We start from the raw sequence: 18126 nt of genomic DNA on the forward strand, positions 1-18126 counted from the left end.
CCCACTCCCCTTGACTACAACTCCATCTCAGCGCGAATCACATCTTCATCCCGTTTCAAGCTGAAACCAACTTTCTGAGACAGGTGCTGCATCGCCCCATTATCTGGCAGAATATCAGCGGTAATCCGCACCAGTTTCTCACTTCGTCCCACTTCAACCAACTGTTGCAACAGTTTCGTTCCTAACCCTAACCCTTGATACGGGTCGGCAATCAGTAATCCAAATTCCCCTTCATTGGAACCGTGCAACTTCGTGAGACGACCGAATCCGAGGATTTGGTGTTCGCCGGTTTCGGGATCTCGGTAATCTGCCACCAGTGCCATTTCGCGATCGTAATCGATAAAGCAAATCCGGGCTAACCGTTCGTGAGAAATCCGGCGACTGAGTTTAAGCAAGTGGAAGTACCGGAAATAGACCGAGCTATCGCTCAAAGACTCATGAAACTTAACCACCAACGGTTCATCTTCCGGACGAATCGGACGAATTCTCACCGGCGTGCCATTCTTCATCGACCACATCGTAATATACTGGGTCGGATAAGGCCGAATCGCTGGACGAGGTAACTCATCGGGATTGCTATCAGGTTCGTGCAGGACCACCCTGGCATCCAAGGCGATAATCTGTTCGGGAGATACCAGCAATGGATTAATATCCGTCTCTTTAATCCAAGGTTGTTCGACGATTAACTGGCTAAATCTCACCATCAATTGCTCGATCGCCCCGATATCCACCGGGTCCCGTCCCCGAATCCCCTGCAAGGCTTTGTATATTTTCGTCTGTTCCATCATCCGCCTTGCCAGGGTGGTATTCAAGGGCGGTAACCCCAGGGCTCGGTCTTTAAACACTTCCACCAACTGTCCCCCGGTACCAAAGAGTAAAACCGGGCCAAATTGCGGGTCGATACTGCTGCCCACAATTAGCTCATATCCGTCTAATTTAATCATCGGTTGGACAGTGACCCCTTGGAAATATTCCGCCCCGGCTTTTTCAGCCACCGAGGTTTCGATCGCCCGATAAGCATTTCCCACCGCTTCAGGACTGCCTAAATTGAGCTTCACCCCCCCAACATCGGTTTTATGGGTAATCGTTTCCGAATACAGTTTGAGGACGATGGGATAGCCGATTTGATTGGCGTATGCGACTGCTTCTGATTCACTGGTGGCAATGCGAGTTTCCACCGTGGGAATACCATAAGCGGCGAATACCTGTTTCGATTCAAACTCCGTCAACAGGTTGCGTCCCTCTTTCCGCGCCTGGGTAATAATTTTTTCCACCAAAGCGCGATCGGGTGTATTTTGGTCATCATCCTTGGGCAGGACCGGCGTCTCATACAAAGCGCGGAGGTTGTAGGTATAGCGCCACATATAATTAAACAACCGCGCCGCTGTATCCGGATAGGGAAAGGTGGGGATATTGGCTTGATTAAGCCACTTCGCCCCTTCTAGGACATCTTCTCCGCCCATCCAACTGGCCAAAATTGGTTTATCTTTGATTTTGGCGTAGGGTTCCAGTTGTTTGGCGGTTTCCGTGGGGTCCGTCATGGCTTGCGGGGTTAAAATCACCAACAATCCATCACTATTCGGGTCTTTTGCTGCCTTCTCTAGGGTTTTGGCATAGCGACTGGGTTCCGCATCCCCTAAGATGTCGATCGGGTTGCTGCGACTCCAATGGGTGGGTAAAAACTCATCCAGTTCTGAAATGGTTTCTGGGGCGAGTTCGGTGAGTTGTCCCCCTTCGGTAATCAGGGCATCGGTGGCAATCACCCCGGGACCTCCGGCATTGGTGAGGATGGTTAAATGGGGTCCTTTGGGGCGCGGTTGTTTGGCGAGGACCTCCGACATATAGAAAACGTATGAGATATTGTTGACGCGCAATACTCCCGTCCGTCGGAAGGCGGCATCGAGCACTTCGTCACTGCCGGTTAAGGTGCCGGTATGGGAGGCGGCAGCTTTGGCGGCTGCTTCGGTATGTCCAACTTTGATGACAATAATCGGTTTGCTGAGGGCTACTTCCCGGGCAGCAGAGAGGAACGATCGCGCATTGCCGATGGATTCCATGTAGATAACGATGCTTTGGGTGTTGGGGTCATCCCCGAGGTAGTAGATTAAATCCCCCCAACCCACATCCAGCATGGAACCAATGGACATAAAGGCGCTAAAGCCGACATTTTCCCGCAAACTCCAATCCAGAATGGCGGTACATAATGCCCCACTTTGGCTGATAAAGCCGACATTCCCGGGTTTGGCCATTTTGGTGGCAAAGGTGGCATTGAGTCCAGAGAGGGGACTCATCACTCCGAGGCAGTTGGGTCCGATAATCTGCATTTTACCCCGACGGGCTTCGGCGAGGATTTGCCGTTCCAGTTCGATTCCCCCCCGGCCAATTTCTTTGAACCCCGCAGAGATGATAATCGCCCCAGGAATGCCAACCGCGACGCATTCGCGAATGATCCCCGGAACTGTGGGGGCGGGGGTGACGATGATTACCAAGTCTACAGGGTCGGGCACGGCGGAAATGCTGGGATAGGCTTTGATCCCCAGCACGTTATCCCGCTTGGGATTGACGGGAAAGACTGCCCCACCAAAGGGACTGGCAATTAAATTAGATAAAATGGTTCGTCCCACACTACCGAGGCGATCGGTTGCACCGATTACGGCAACATTTTTGGGTTTAAAAATGGCATCCAGGGGTTGACGTTCGTAACGCAGGAAGTCTTGTTTAGAGACGCTGCCCTGGGTTTGGTCTGGGTTGGTTGCGATTGGCTTTTGCATCGCTGGATTTTCCTTAAATATAATCTTCTAAATGGATTGATTCCAGACGCGACCCTATCTTTCTGAGTAAAAAAGCTTAGAGTTACTTACCCCTAGCCTACCCAGTCCTGTACGCTTTTTCGGGAAAAAGTAACAATCCTTTTAGAATTGTGCAGTCACCTCGTTCTCAATTGCGTCAGGCATAGAGTCCCATCTTTCCCACCTTAACGAAATTAACTGATGCTTGTCGGTGAGTTGAGATACTCTACGGGGCGATCGCCTCTTAAATTCGCCTGCTGTCAGCAACCAGGGGACGCTCGCAAGTGAGACCCCCCTTTTGTCAGGAAAGCTTGAATATTCAGTCATTCGCCGGTTATCCACTCTAATTTTCTCCCGGCTAGGGCAATAGATACTGTTTTCAACCCCTGGGACAAGAAAGCCGGTTTTTGCCTTGTTCTGGGGTGTTTACAGGGCAATCGGTTTTCACCAACTCAGTTAGTCTTCCCCTGTACCAAGTCCTAGGGCATCAGGACAGCATTCGAGAACCCCCGCTTGGGATTTCTACCGCTACCTTGCTGCTGATTGCCCTAAATCTTGTTCAGAACGCCGGTATCTAACCGCTGCAGTACCTGCCTCCTGTGGTTTACTGCACCGGCAACCCATAACTTCTAAAAATTTCCATCACCGCTTCAATTTGTTCGGGGGTGGGGGGTTCGGTATTTTTCAGTTCATACTCATACCCCAACTGTTCCCACTTGTATTCTCCCATTTGATGAAAGGGCAACACTTCCACTTTTTCCACGTTGGTTAAGGTGGACACAAACTGGGCGAGTCCTTCCACATTCTCCCGGTTATCCGTGAGGTGGGGCACTAAAACAAACCGAATCCAAGCCGGTTTATTAATCTCCTTGAGATATTCCGCAAATTTCAGGGTGGGTTCCAGAGAAACCTTGGTCACTTTTTCATACAGCGCCCGATTATAGGATTTAATATCCAGCAGCACTAAATCTACATAATCCAACACGGGTTTGGCAGCATTTAATTGGACATAACCAGAGGTATCTAGGACGGTATGAATGTCTAATTCTTTACACCGACGGAAGATTTCCCGAACGAATTCCGGTTGCATCAACGGTTCGCCCCCCGTCACTGTCACTCCTCCTCCGGAAAAGCGCATATAGGAGCGATATTTTTGCACCTCTTCAATCAGTTCATCCACGCTGACGACTTTCCCTTCTTCGATATGTCGGCAATCGGGATTATGGCAGTACAGACAGCGCAGGGGACAGCCTTGGGTGAAAATTACAAACCGAATTCCCGGACCATCGACGGTGCCACAACTTTCGACGGAATGGATGGCCCCGACGGATTGAAAGGCTCGAACTGCGGGAGGTGTAGCGGTGGGATTGGCTGTTCTCTCTAGCATTTTTAAAGGTGAAAATAAACGGAATGCGGAATATTCATCTTAACATCCTACAAACTACAAAGGTGAGCTAGAAGGCCCACCTTTGTAGTTTTGGAAATGTTAGATGCGTTCGTGGAAGGTTCGGTTAATCACATCTAACTGTTGTTCGCGGGTTAGTTTAATGAAGTTGACGGCATAACCCGAGACCCGAATGGTGAGTTGCGGATATTTTTCCGGGTGATCCATCGCATCAATCAAGGTTTCGCGATCCAAGACGTTGATGTTAATGTGATGACCTTGATCATGGAAGTACCCATCTAAAATTCCCACTAGGTTGGTGAGCCGATCGCCTTCGGTTTTTCCTAATGCTTTCGGAACGATGGAGAAGGTGTAGGAAATCCCATCTTGGGCGTGTTCATAAGGCAGCTTCGCCACGGAAGATAAGGCTGCGATCGCCCCTTTGGTATCTCGTCCATGCATCGGGTTTGCACCCGGTGCAAAGGGTTCCCCAGCTTTCCGTCCATCGGGGGTATTTCCGGTTTTTTTGCCATACACCACATTGGAAGTAATGGTGAGGACAGATTGCGTGGGCACCGCATTCCGATAGGTTTTATGTTTGCGGATCTTGTTCATGAAGTTTTCAACGAGATCGGCGGCAATTTCATCTACGCGATCGTCGTTGTTCCCATATTTGGGATAGTCGCCTTCAATCTGATAATCCACAATTAAGCCGCGCTCGTTCCGGATGGCTTTGACTTTGGCATATTTAATCGCCGCCAGGGAGTCGGCTACCACGGAGAGTCCGGCAACGCCACAGGCAAGGGTCCGATAAATATCGCGATCGTGCAAGGCGGCTTCAATCCGCTCATAGCAATATTTATCATGCATATAATGGATCACATTCAAGGTGTTGACGTACAGTTTTGCCAACCAATCCAGGAAGCGATCGAATTTCGCCACCACATCCTCGTAATCCAAATCGTCTCCCATCACTGGGGCAAATTCCGGTCCAATTTGTTCTCCGGATGTTTCGTCTTTACCCCCATTAATGGCGTAAAGCAAGGCTTTGGCCAGGTTGGCCCGCGCCCCGAAGAACTGCATTTGCTTGCCAATTCGCATGGCGCTGACGCAGCAGGCAATGCCGTAATCGTCGCCATAAGTGGGCCGCATTAAGTCATCGTTTTCATACTGGGTGGAACAGGTATCGATGGAAACTTTCGCACAATAGCGTTTGAAGTTTTCCGGTAACCGTTCGGACCACAGAATAGTTAAGTTGGGTTCCGGCGCTGCGCCTAGGTTATATAAGGTATGCAGGAAGCGGAAGCTGGTGCGAGTAACCAAAGGACGTCCATCTTCACTCATCCCCCCGATACATTCTGTCACCCAGGTGGGATCGCCCGAAAACAGTTGATTGTAATCCGGGGTCCGCAGGAAGCGCACCATCCGCAGTTTCATGACGAAATCATCGATGATTTCTTGGGCGTCGGTTTCGGTGAGGGTACCGTTTTTCAAGTCGCGCTCAAAGTAGATGTCTAGGAAGGTAGACACCCGTCCCAGGGACATGGCAGCACCATTCTGTTCTTTAACGGCAGCCAAATAGCCTAAGTAGGTCCATTGGACGGCTTCTTGGGCGGTGTTCGCGGGTCGTCCCAGGTCAAATCCATACCCTGCACCCATTTCTTTGAGTTCTTGCAAGGCGCGAATTTGTTCGTTGACTTCTTCCCGCAGTTGGATCACGGGTTCAGTGATCGCATCAAACTCTAAGGATTCTAGCTGATGTTTCTTGTCCGCAATCAGACGGTTGACGCCATAAAGTGCGACGCGCCGATAGTCCCCAATAATTCGTCCCCGTCCATAAGCATCGGGCAATCCGGTGATGATCCCGGAATGTCGGGCCGCCCGCATTTCCCGGGTATAGCCATCAAATACGCCGTCGTTATGTGTTTTACGATACTGGCTGAAGATTTTTTCGGTTTCCGGGTCGAGTTTATACCCGTAGGCTTCTAACCCCGCTTTGACGATGCGAATTCCTCCGTAAGGCATGATCGCCCGTTTCAGGGGTTTATCGGTTTGTAGTCCGACGATCCGTTCTAATTCGCGATCGATGTAACCCGGACCGTAGGCTGTAATCGATGCCGGAATCTTGGTTTCCGCATCTAATACACCCTTGCTCCGTTCTTCTTTCATCAGTTCGGTGACTTTCTTCCAGAGGGTTGTGGTGCGTTCTGTCGCCTCGGCTAAGAAGGTCTCATCTCCCTGATAAGGGTTGTAATTTTTTTGGATAAAATCCCGGACGTCAATTTCTTTACCCCATTTGCCAGTCACGAAGCCTTGCCATCCCTCGCTAATGACGTTTTGTTGGCCTGTTAATTCGGTCGGTTGGGGAGATTTTACTGAAGTGGAAACCATAAGTTATATTACCTCGAATCGGTAAACCGTTTTGCTTGTTTTCTATCCACTTTTTTAATATAGCACACGATTCTATCCACTTTTCGGTTTTGAAATTTTTTTTATAAAAAATAAAGAAATCCCTGGGGGCAGGATGGGGGTCCGATGAGCTGGAATCGTTGCTGGGGGGTGGGTTTACCCCGGCGACTGCCGAGGCTGCCAGAATTGTCAAGGAGCTGTTGAAATATCTATAGATTTTCTTTGGAATTGTTTAAGATTTATAGGGGGGGGAAGGCAAAAAATATGGTGTTTGAACGTTGCTTTTTTGGGAAGATTAAGGTATAATCACAAAACCCCGGGTTTAAGGTTTTCATCCAACCGGAGATTCTCCCGAGGGACAGTGAGTTTGCTGCCCGGTTTCTAGTTCGGTGAAAAATTGCGATCGCATCGCCTCATTTGCGATCGCAACTTCAAAAGCATTGCGAGTCTATCGGGCAATACAGTCCAGGGATAAGCGGCGATCGCTGACTAACCGTTCCATCTCTTGGGTTAAATTCAGCCCAGACCCGGTGCGATCGTCAAAATTGACCGTCACCTTCACCCCTGCCTCATCTAGGGCGAGAATCGGGTGATTTTGATAGGAGGAGACGTTGCCCAGGGGTTCATTAGAGGGGGGACACATTTCTACGACTACGCCGCGCTCTAACAAAAGATTCACCACCTCTGGACTCTGCAACGGCAGAGGTCCCGTGACTGATTTGCCTGCTGCCAGCGATCGCGACAGCCGCATTGATGCTGGCGGGACCGTCCATTAACATCCGATGCGGTTCCCACTCTCCCATCAGGGTGGGGTACGACTCTGGTAATTGACAGTGGATCTATCTTGAACTCTATGCTAACACTTCTGGGAAATTTCTGACTCCCTTCTATACTGATCTGACCTTTTCCCTTGTTTTTATCCTATCTTAAAAATGGGCGATGTGAGGCGATCGCCCGGTGGTTACTTCCCCCTACTAGCCAATCCTGCCTGACCTTCTGGCATCAATAGACTCTTTTTTTCAAAAAAACCTCTTTTTTCACACAAAAAGATGCCTTTGCTAAGTTTAGCAAAAAACGGGTTCACGCACAAGTTTTTTGATTAATTTATGTAACGAATGTTATTGTTCCTTGTTATTTTTCAGAGAGATTTCGTGAGAACCCTTGCAAAATTTTCCGCCTAACAGTAGCTACATAGCAGATGGGTATTGCCCTTGAATCGCCTTGGGAAAAACCCCGGGAAAATCCGGACGGTTGTAAGGGAACCGAGGGCCTAACCTAAACCGCAATTTCGTAATATTTTGTAATTGTTTTAAGGTATTAAGTCGCTTATGATAAACTTGAAGACCTTCGCCAAAACCCTGCAACTTAAACCGCAGAGCCGGTAATCTCCTAAACTGTAGAACGTCGGAATCTGCCTCAATCCTACCCCCCATCAATCAGAAAGGGGGAACTACATTAAGCCCAGGGTGTAGACGCTTTCAGCGAGGTAACCCTCTTGGGATGAGACTCCCCGCAAACAGACCGAACAATCAAGTGTTAGGAGAGCCGTTCACCTCCCTAATCTGTTAGGGCCAGAAGCACAGGCTTAACATCCGGATCAGAATAAATCGGTAGATTTTTTAAACGCCGACAACTCAAAAAGTTTACCAACCCAATAGTTGCTAATGTAGCCCGGTTAGCGCACAACCTAAACGCAACTCCAGTCACGACAACACAATTGATTGCCATAGAAAGAACGAGGACCAACAAATGAGCGTTCAAAACTACAACACATCCCCAAAACCAAATATGGAAGAAGCAACCCGGTCCAGCCGCAATACTTATCAAGACGTAGCCGCATTTAAGACCATTAAGAATACCTTGGCATATAACCAAGCCCTCACCACCATGAAAGAAACCCTAACCTTAGAACATGACCAAACCCCCAAAACTTACGGACTAGAAGCCCTAGGGATGAAAAACCTCGGCCATGTCTATCGCAACCTCGCGATTCCGACCTTGGTCGAACACGCCTTAGCCCGGGCAGAAGCCATCCTCGCCGACAATGGCGCACTTTGTATTAATACCGGAAAATATACCGGACGGTCTCCTAATGATAAATTTATCGTAGATGAACCGAACATCCGGGACGAAATCCACTGGAACAAACTCAACGTTCCAATTTCCGAACAGAACTTCAAACGCCTCTATCGGCAAGTGCTCTCCTACGTCCAGGGTCGAGATCTTTATCTGTTTGATGGGTATGTCGGGTGCGACCCGAACTACCGAGTCGGCGTGAGAATCATCAACCAATACGCCTCACAGAATTTATTCGCCCATCAACTCTTCATTCGGGCAACCGAGGAAGAACTCGCCAACCATCAAGCTGATTTCACCGTGATCGCGGTTCCCGGTTTACAAGGTGACCCGGAAATCAATGGCATCAACTCCGAAGCCTTTATCGTCGTCAACTTTTCTCAAAAAATCGTCATTATCGGCGGTTCTAAATATTCCGGGGAGATCAAAAAATCTGTATTCTCCTTGATGAACTACTTTATGACCAAGCGGAACGTCCTGCCGATGCACTGTTCGGCCAACATGGATGACAAGGGCAATACCGCCTTATTCTTCGGACTCTCCGGTACAGGTAAAACCACCATTTCTGCCGATCCAACCCGTCGGTTAATTGGCGATGATGAACATGGTTGGTCAGAAGACGGCGTTTTTAACTTTGAAGGCGGATGTTATGCAAAAACGATCGCCTTGTCCAAAGAAAACGAACCGCAAATCTGGGATGCGATTCGCTTTGGTGCCTTGATGGAAAACGTCGTCCTCGATCCCGTCACTCGTCATCCCGACTATAATGATGGTCGTTTGACCGAAAATACCCGGGTTGCCTATCCCATCGACTATATTCCCAATGTAGTCCTTCCCAGTGTTGGCGGACATCCAACAGCGGTGATTTTCCTTTCAGCAGATGCCTTTGGCGTCTTACCTCCGATCGCCAAACTGACGAACCGGCAGGCGATGTATTACTTCATGTCCGGCTATACCAGCAAACTCGCCGGAACAGAACGAGGAATTACCGAACCCGAAGCCACCTTCTCCGCCTGTTTCGGAAAACCCTTCCTGCCTCTGTCAGCCACCGTGTATGCAGAAATGCTCGGTGAACGCCTGCGGAAACATAATTCTACCGCCTCCGTATATCTCGTCAATACCGGATGGTCTGGTGGTCCTTATGGCGTCGGCAGCCGGATTCAAATTAAATATACCCGGGCAATGGTATCAGCAGCCCTAAGTGGCGAACTCGATCACGTCACCTATCATCCTCATCCCATCTTCAAAATGTTGATTCCCCAATCCGTTTCCGGCGTACCCAGTGAGATTCTCGATCCGCGCAATACCTGGGCGGATAAAGAGGCTTACGATCGCCAAGCTAAAGAACTAGCCCGACGGTTTGTGGATAACTTCAAACGCTTTACCACCGCCAGTCAGGAGATTATCGACGCCGGTCCTAGCTTTGAATAACTGAACCGGAAACTAGAGAATCCAGGATATCAGGAATATCAATGGACTTCATGTCCTGATTCTCTAACTGCATATAACACTTCTCACCCATTGATTCGGGCAGTCCTCCTGGATAACTCCTCACGTTTCATCTGGAGGTCGGGGTCACTCTTCTGGGGATCTGCTCGATTCCTAAAATCTTTCTTAAGAAATGCAATCTCTCTCAAAAGTCTTAAAAGCTTGACGAGATGTGGCTGGGATAACACGAAGGGGGAGAGATTGCTGCTAAAGTACAAGTTGTTTGTTTACAGAGGAATGTAGTTCATGGGAACTTTAAAAATTGGGATTAATGGATTTGGACGGATTGGACGTTTAGTCCTGCGTGCTGGAATTAACAATCCCAATCTTGAATTTGTGGGGATTAACGACCTGGTTCCTCCGGATAACCTGGCCTATTTATTCAAACATGACTCCACCCAAGGGAAATTTCCGGGAACGGTGAAAGCGACTCCCGAGGGAATTGAGATTGACGGCAAGTTTATCCCCTGTACCGCCATTAAAGACCCGACAGAACTGCCCTGGGGTAAAGTCGGTGCCGATTACATTGTCGAGTCTACGGGACTGTTTACCACCCTAGAGGGGGCGTCCAAACATATTAAAGGGGGTGCCAAGCGCGTCGTGATTTCTGCCCCGACGAAGGACCCGGACCAAGTACGGACCTTCCTGGTTGGGGTCAACCATGAAACCTTTGACCCGGCAAAAGATACAGTGGTTTCTAATGCCAGTTGCACCACGAACTGTCTAGCCCCGGTTGCCAAGGTGATTAATGACAATTTTGGCTTCAGTGAAGGGTTGATGACAACGGTTCACGCCATGACAGCGACTCAACCGACGGTGGATGGACCCAGTAAAAAAGACTGGCGCGGCGGCAGGGGTGCCGCCCAGAATATTATTCCGGCGGCTACGGGTGCTGCCAAAGCAGTGACCCTAGTGTTACCGGAATTGAAAGGTAAACTGACGGGGATGGCATTCCGGGTTCCGACTCCGGATGTGTCCGTGGTGGATTTGACCTTCCGGACGACCAAGGCAACTAGCTATAAGGAAATTTGCGCGGCGATGAAGGCGGCATCGGAGGGAGAACTCAAAGGGATTTTGGGTTATACCGAGGATGAGGTGGTTTCGACAGATTTTGTCGGGGATTCTCATTCGAGCATTTTTGATGCCGGTGCCGGAATGGAACTGAACTCGAATTTCTTCAAGATTGTGTCTTGGTATGACAACGAATGGGGTTATTCTTGCCGCGTTGTGGATCTGATGCTGTCTATGGGGAAAAAAGACGGTATTCTCTAGGTCTATAGCCGGTTGATTCGGTGTTTTGATTAAAAAAGGGCGATCCGTTGCGATCGCCCTTTTTTAATTGTTCCATACTCCTCCACCGAGTAAAGCGAGGTGTCTGTATCTTGATTACAAGGGCTTATCCCCCAAGTCTTGGACGCTGTGGGACCAACCGATGAAATGCTCGGGAACTTTTATCGAGGGTCCGACGTATATCATCTGACATTCAGGGCTGGAGCAAATGTAGTTGTACTTTACCACAAATTGTACTACATTGTTCCTCTTTTTTTCGTGAAGGTATAGTTCATAAAATCGGGGTGGTGAGGTAAGGGTTTGGGTAAAAACCCGCTTTCTTAGCTGTTGTGTGGGGGGTCAGCATGGGGTAATTTACTCGCCGTATTATAACATATTGGGGTCAAAAGTTATTAAAATTTTAGTGTTTTTTTCAATTAAACCGGGATGGAATTGATTGGGCGAGGGTTTCAACTTAAACCTCCACCTAGAAAGGCCCTAGATCCGTAAAAATACTGAAGCCAGTAGTTGATTCAGCGCTTTAGAATGAAGGTGGAGGGTTATAGGGTTGCAATTATCCTGGAGTCTCTGGGGGGTGGGTCTCAAATTATGTACAAAATTCGTCACTTTGTTGATACACAAGTGAGGGAAGGAGGGTTCATACTAGAAGGGATACCCTCTACTTTCACAGGATCCGCTAATCCGGATCCCCAGGATGGCGAATGGGCCCTGACTCGATGAAGTTTTTCACCACGGGATTGAAAGTTCTGCCAAAACTTCAAACCGGAACAGCGTCAGATAGGGGTTATGGGAGAATTGACACCCCTAGAAGGAGGAGATCTACACCGCAGTTAGGTTAAAAGGGCAGAGTCTAGCTATATCTTGAGTTGTAAATTCTAAATTTCGTATTGACGATCTCAATAATTATTGGCATAAAAGAGAGGTTAGGTTTTATTACCCGTATTAAAGTAGGCTGGACAATCTTCCCCTAGGGGAAGTGGGTGTTAGGGGCGATCGCGATTATTTGATTAGATGAAGGGAGCTTCCGTATTATGCTTTGGAACAAATCGTTAAAACAAGTTACCACATTTTCAGTGGCGGTATGTTTAGGACTGGTGATGAGTCCGGGCCTGAATTTGCAGGCGAAGGCTCAAACTGAACCCGATTCCCTCTCTGCAACGACTGCTGGTCCCTGGTTACTCAGTCAATCATTCACGCCTCCCGATCGCGGTGCGCCCCAACGGACCGCAGAAGGCGGCACCAGAGGCTGTGGAACCTATCAAGCGGGCCAAAAACCTTTGACGGCATTAACTCCGGGTGATGCCATGCCCTTGACTTTGGCCGAGCATCCCACGTTGTACTGGTATGTCCCCACATCAGGCCCCCAAACCTTAGAGTTTGAATTGGTCGAGGGGGATAATGAGGAGAATGTGGTTTACCAAGCCAAAATCCAAATTCCCCAAGGGGGGATTATTAGTCACAGTTTACCTGTGAATGATGCGACCACCCTGGATCCGGGGAAAAGTTATCATTGGTACTTAAAAATGGTCTGCGATGCGAACGATCGCACCGGGGATATTGTCGTCGATGGCTGGATCGAACGAGTGGAACCCGATGAAACCATCGCCTTAGAACTCAAAAATGCCAGAACCCCAAGTAACCGGGTTTCCATCTATGCTCGGGAAGGGATTTGGCATGATGCTCTGAGCATTCTGGCTCAAATGCGCCGGGATAATCCCGAGGATACCGTCCTATTTGCCCGGTGGCACCAGTTTCTTAATTCTGTAGAATTGGGGGACTTCGCAACAGAACCCCTTGTAGATGCGACTCAAATCAGTCAGGAGTAAGGGCATGAAGTCATCATGGGTAATTGGCCCAAGTACCCTATTGGCCGTAGTTTGTTGGTGGGGCATTTTCCTAGAAGCGGGACGAACTCAATCGATGATTCCCGCTGTGGATGGAACCGGGACCCAAGTTACCCATGATGGCGATCGCTTTGATATCCAGGGGGGCAGTCGCTCCGGCGATGGCTCCAATCTCTTCCACAGTTTCGATCGCTTTGGTTTAGAAGCCGGTCAAACTGCAAACTTTCTGGCAAATCCCGACATCCAGAATATCTTCACTCGGGTTGTCGGGGGCAACCCTTCTCTAATTCAGGGTCTGCTGCAAGTCAGCGGCAGCCACTCCAATCTATATTTAATCAACCCCGCAGGCATCCTCTTCGGTCCTACCGCTCAGTTAAACCTCACGGGGTCCTTTTTTGCTACCACGGCGAACTCGCTCGGATTTAACTCAGGAGCGAGTTTTGATGTATTGGGGACCTCTTCCTATCACAGCCTTACCGGGTCCCCCAATCAGTTTGATTTTACTCAATCTCAGGCCGGGAGTATTGTCAATGCCGGAGATTTGACCGTGGAGTTTGGGGAAAATATTACCCTGATGGGGGGCAGCGTCCTCAATACGGGAACCTTAACTGCTCCCGGGGGCAATATTATCATCGCCAGTGTCCCCGGACCCCATCGCGTCCGGTTGTCTCAGGAAGGAATGCTGCTGAGTCTGGAATTGGAGGCGATCGCCCCAAACACCGAGACGGGAATTTCTCCCCTACAATTACCCCAACTGCTCACGGAAGGAAATCTCACTCAGGGACACGCCCGAGGTGCGGCAGTGAATCCCGATGGAACAATTACCCTCAGTGGTTCCAATTTATCCTGGTCCCCCGATCCGGGAACCACCCTTGTCAGCGGTGAGATTTCTGTTGCCGATGGGGTGCAAACTGGGGGGACCGTCACGATTTTAGGGGAAAAAATTGGGGCGATCGCCTCAACCCTTGATGCTTCTGGGGGCAATGGCGGAGGCGAAGTCTATCTGGGTGGCGATTTCCAAGGCGGGAGTCGATTGCCCACTGCCGATCGCACCTTAATCAGTCCCGATTCCACCATCCGAGTGGATGCCCTGAATACCGGGAATGGGGGACGCGCCATTGTCTGGAGCGATCGCGTCACCGGATTCTATGGCAATATTAGCGCAAGGGGAGGGTCTACCCCCTTGGCTCCCTCCCAAAATGGCGGATTTGTAGAAGTTTCAGGCAAAGAACACCTGATTTTTGAAGGCATCGTTGATGTCAGTGCCACCCACGGAAATTCCGGAACCCTGCTCCTCGACCCCTTGAATATTATCATTTCTAATGATGAGGATAATCCACCCAATATCGCGGAGTTTCTGCCGAATATTTTATCCGATGAATTTGCCGGGGAACCCATTACAATTTCGGCCCAAACGCTTCAAAATCAAATCGGCAATATCATCCTAGAAGCGACTAATAATATTGAGATTGCCAATGGTGTTTCCCTCGAATTTGTCCCCGGGGAAGCCATTGTATTTCGGGCGGATGCGGACAACGAAGGAACTGGCGCTTTTTTGATGAATGCATCCAGCCAAATCCTCGCTCAAGGGCGAGATATTAATATTTTTGGAGCGAATATCACGGTTACCACCATCGATACCTCCGCAGAAGGGAATGGGGGAAATATCTCCCTCACCAGTAGCAATGGCAATATTGAAGCGCGTCAGCTAATTTCCCAGTCTACAGGTGCGGGGACGGGGGGAGATATTACCCTGAGTGCCGGAGGACCCGGGGCGATCACTATCCAAACGGGCAACGCGAGTTTAGATGCGTCTTCGGCATCTGGAGATGGGGGAACCATCACCCTAACGACTCAAACCGGGGATATTACCACAGGAGAGATGATCTCCAAATCTGATGGGGAAGGAACGGCTGGGGATATTATCGTGAGTGCGGGAGGGACCGGGGCGATCGATATCGGTACAGGAAACGGAATTTTAGATGCGTCTTCGGCATCTGGGGATGGGGGAAGCATCACCCTAACCACTGAAACCGGGAATATTACAACCCGCACGATCCTTGCCAACTCCGATGGGGAGGGAACTGGAGGAGAGATTACTTTAAATGCCCGAGGGGATGGAAACATCATTATTCAAACTGGAAATGCCAGCATTGATGCGTCTTCGGCATCGGGAGATGGGGGGATAATCGAACTGAATACCGAGGGCGGAAATATCACCACCCAGGACTTGTCCACGAATTCTAATGCGACCCCTGGAACCATAAACTTGGATGCCAGCACGGGAACCCTGCGCTTGCAAGGCAACATCAACACAAATAATCTGAATGTGAGAGCCGATGCGATTGAGGTAACGGGCAACAGTTCCGCAACCGGGCGCGGGCGATTGGTCATAGAACCGGGTTCGGCAGGTAGAAATGTGGCGATCGCACCGACGGACAATAATCTAGCCAATGGCACATTGATTTTACGGGATAATCTGCTGAATGCTCTCACAAATGGCTTTAGCTCGATTATCATTGGTAGACCCGATAGTACGGGAGACGTAACTTTATATAATGGATTTAACTTTAATGCGCCGGTAACGATCGCCGGTGGCGAGACGCTCACAGGTCCGAACCAAGATACCACCTGGACTCTCACCGGCCCTGGCCGAGGCACTCTTAGCGGCTATCCCAACGGCATGAGGTTTGAAAATATTGAAAACTTGACCGGAGGCAGTGCCAGTGATACGTTCGCCTTTCTCGATGGGGCACGGTTTGGCCGTATTGATGGAGCAGCCGGGAGCGATGGCCTAGATTATTCCAATTATACCGGAGAAGTTACCGTAGATCTCCCCCAGAATATCGCCACGGGGACAAGCGGTGCATTCAACATTGAAAATGTGACCCTGCCAGATCCGGAAGAACCTGAACCCGCTCCATCCCCGGAAGAGGGGGAAAACTTGTTTGCTCCAGTTATCAAACCCGCCCCGAAAATTGACCCCCTGCCACTACCGCCTTCGGCACAGAGTACATCAGAACCGGAGACTGGTGAGGCAAGTAATCCAACCGCTCCGGAACCCGACATCAGTGAGTCCAGTCCCGTAGCAGAACCAGCCCCCATTCCGGTAGCAGAACCAGCCCCCAGTCCCGTAGCAGAGCCAGCCCCCATTCCCGTAGCAGAGCCAGCCCCCATTCCCGTAGCAGAACCGGCCCCCATTCCCGTAGCAGAACCAGCCCCCAGTCCCGTAGCAGAACCGGCCCCCATTCCCGTAGCAGAACCGGCCCCCATTCCCGTAGCAGAACCGGCCCCAGTGGTGGAACCCGAGCAGATTCCTATGGTGGGAGAACCGGGGATTCAGGGTGGGTCGAGCTTACCTGTACCGCCGATCGCCACTCCAGTTCCGGCAGAGCCCGCGCTCATGAATGTTCCCTCCTTGACCGAAACGGGCTATCCTTGGACCCCCTCCCTGGGCGATCGGTTTATGGGGTCCCCGGGACTCGAACAAAGGAATGAACAGGCTGTTTCCGATGTTTTAAGTGAACCGCCCATTCTCCAGTTGGACAATCGCCGTGACCTCGATAGCCTGCTAGATTCGGGTCAAATAGAACAGGCGATTGAAATGGGCGATCGCGCTTTTAGTGAGGACTTTAAGGAATATTTAGGGCAGACTATTAATCTGCCTTATTTATCCTTTGAGACCATCCAGAACAAACTTCGGGATATGGAAACCCTGACGGGTAAAAATGCCGGTCTGATTTATGTCTTTTCTCGAAATGAGCAATTAGATTTAGTCTTAATCCCTCCCGTTGGCAAACCGATTTACAAAAGTGTTCCTGAAGCCAACCAAGCCGTTCTGTTGCAGGAAGTGCAGCGCTTGCAGGGAGAGATTGGTAATGTATCCAGACGGCGCACCACCAGTTATTTAGCCCCGGCCCAGCAACTCTATCAATGGATCATTGCCCCCTTAGAACCGGACCTCAAACGGTTGGGAATTGAGACGACCATTTTTAGTATGGATGCGGGATTGCGGATGCTGCCCATTGCCGCATTACATGATGGGGAGCAGTTTTTAGTCGAAAAATACAGCATCACCTTAATTCCCAGTCTGTATTTAACCGATGCTCGTTATAGCAACTGGAAAAGTACCGAAGTCTTAGCAATGGGATTGTCAGAATTTTCTGACCAATATCCGTTACCCGCAGTACCGGTGGAAATTGACACCATTGTGAATCAATTATGGCCCGGTGCAGCCTTCTTAAACGAAGCCGTCACCTTGGATAAATTGCAAGAACTGCGCGGACAAGAACCGTTCGGGATCATTCACCTAGCGACCCACGGCCAATTTAACTCAGGGGCACGAGATAACTCCTATTTGCAGCTATGGGGGGAAAAATTACACCTAGATCGGATGCAGCAGTTAAAATGGAACGATCCGCCCGTAGAATTGTTAGTGCTGTCCGCCTGTCGCACGGCGATCGGAGATTTAGAGGCCGAATTTGGCTTTGCTGGATTAGCCGTGCAAGCCGGGGTTAAATCAGCCGTAGCGAGTCTTTGGTACGCCAATGATGCGGGGACCTTGGGACTGATGAGCGAGTTTTACCAAAACTTGCGATCGGCCCCGATTAAGGCAGAGGCGTTGAGGAGAGCACAAATCGCCATGATTGGCGGGACCGTGCATCTGGAAAATGGGGCCTTGGTAGGGTCGTTCGGAAACGTAGAACTCCCACCGGAGCTTTCGCGCCTCGGGAATCGCGAGTTAAGACACCCCTATTATTGGGCTGGCTTTACCATGATTGGCAGTCCCTGGTAGTAATTAAGAATTAGGAATTGAGGATTAAACTTCTCGGCGGTCTTAATTCTT

The 18126-nt window shown here is 49.9% G+C and carries 8 protein-coding genes; 4 read left to right on the forward strand and 4 right to left on the reverse strand.

The genetic code is table 11. From position 1 onward, the window contains the following. Positions 1 to 14 precede the first annotated feature (14 nt). The 4 genes from NG795_RS17945 to NG795_RS17960 all read right to left on the reverse strand — a co-directional run bounded on the left by NG795_RS17945 (position 15) and on the right by NG795_RS17960 (position 7333). Positions 15 to 2771 carry a bifunctional acetate--CoA ligase family protein/GNAT family N-acetyltransferase gene (locus NG795_RS17945; RefSeq protein ID WP_367290009.1) on the reverse strand — a complete coding sequence of 919 codons (2757 nt, stop codon included), beginning with the start codon at positions 2769 to 2771 and terminating at the stop codon, positions 15 to 17. Between the two features lie 622 nt (positions 2772 to 3393). After that, positions 3394 to 4176: a pyruvate formate-lyase-activating protein gene (pflA, locus tag NG795_RS17950; RefSeq protein WP_367290010.1), complete on the reverse strand. Its 783-nt coding sequence runs from the start codon at positions 4174 to 4176 to the stop codon at positions 3394 to 3396. 99 nt (positions 4177 to 4275) lie between these two features. Then, entirely contained in the window at positions 4276 to 6564 is a 2289-nt protein-coding gene (gene pflB, locus NG795_RS17955) for a formate C-acetyltransferase (RefSeq protein WP_367290011.1), read from the reverse strand. A gap of 466 nt (positions 6565 to 7030) precedes the next feature. After that, positions 7031 to 7333 carry an amidohydrolase family protein gene (locus tag NG795_RS17960; protein ID WP_367290012.1) on the reverse strand — a complete coding sequence of 101 codons (303 nt, stop codon included), beginning with the start codon at positions 7331 to 7333 and terminating at the stop codon, positions 7031 to 7033. 998 nt (positions 7334 to 8331) lie between these two features. Here NG795_RS17960 and pckA point away from each other — a divergent pair. The 4 genes from pckA (at position 8332) to NG795_RS17980 (ending at position 18075) form a co-directional block, all read left to right on the forward strand. Beyond that, entirely contained in the window at positions 8332 to 10089 is a 1758-nt protein-coding gene (gene pckA, locus NG795_RS17965) for a phosphoenolpyruvate carboxykinase (ATP) (RefSeq protein ID WP_367290013.1), read from the forward strand. Positions 10090 to 10392: 303 nt separating this feature from the next. After that, complete coding sequence (gene gap / locus NG795_RS17970; RefSeq protein WP_367290014.1) at positions 10393 to 11418, forward strand: type I glyceraldehyde-3-phosphate dehydrogenase; 1026 nt, start codon at positions 10393 to 10395, stop codon at positions 11416 to 11418. 1049 nt (positions 11419 to 12467) lie between these two features. Then, entirely contained in the window at positions 12468 to 13262 is a 795-nt protein-coding gene (locus tag NG795_RS17975; protein WP_367290015.1) for a DUF928 domain-containing protein, read from the forward strand. A gap of 4 nt (positions 13263 to 13266) precedes the next feature. Continuing rightward, positions 13267 to 18075, forward strand: coding sequence for a CHAT domain-containing protein (locus tag NG795_RS17980; RefSeq protein ID WP_367290016.1), 4809 nt, complete (start codon positions 13267 to 13269; stop codon positions 18073 to 18075). Positions 18076 to 18126: the final 51 nt, after the last annotated feature.

The sequence above is a fragment of the Laspinema palackyanum D2c genome, from assembly GCF_025370875.1.
Taxonomy (GTDB): domain Bacteria; phylum Cyanobacteriota; class Cyanobacteriia; order Cyanobacteriales; family Laspinemataceae; genus Laspinema; species Laspinema palackyanum.

Coding starts and splice junctions, on each gene's coding strand:
- NG795_RS17960 (WP_367290012.1), bottom strand. CDS start 7,333: ATGCGGCTGTCGCGATCGCTGGCAGCAGGCAAATCAGTCACGGGACCT.
- pflA (WP_367290010.1), bottom strand. CDS start 4,176: ATGCTAGAGAGAACAGCCAATCCCACCGCTACACCTCCCGCAGTTCGA.
- NG795_RS17980 (WP_367290016.1), top strand. CDS start 13,267: ATGAAGTCATCATGGGTAATTGGCCCAAGTACCCTATTGGCCGTAGTT.
- pflB (WP_367290011.1), bottom strand. CDS start 6,564: ATGGTTTCCACTTCAGTAAAATCTCCCCAACCGACCGAATTAACAGGC.
- NG795_RS17975 (WP_367290015.1), top strand. CDS start 12,468: ATGCTTTGGAACAAATCGTTAAAACAAGTTACCACATTTTCAGTGGCG.
- pckA (WP_367290013.1), top strand. CDS start 8,332: ATGAGCGTTCAAAACTACAACACATCCCCAAAACCAAATATGGAAGAA.
- gap (WP_367290014.1), top strand. CDS start 10,393: ATGGGAACTTTAAAAATTGGGATTAATGGATTTGGACGGATTGGACGT.
- NG795_RS17945 (WP_367290009.1), bottom strand. CDS start 2,771: ATGCAAAAGCCAATCGCAACCAACCCAGACCAAACCCAGGGCAGCGTC.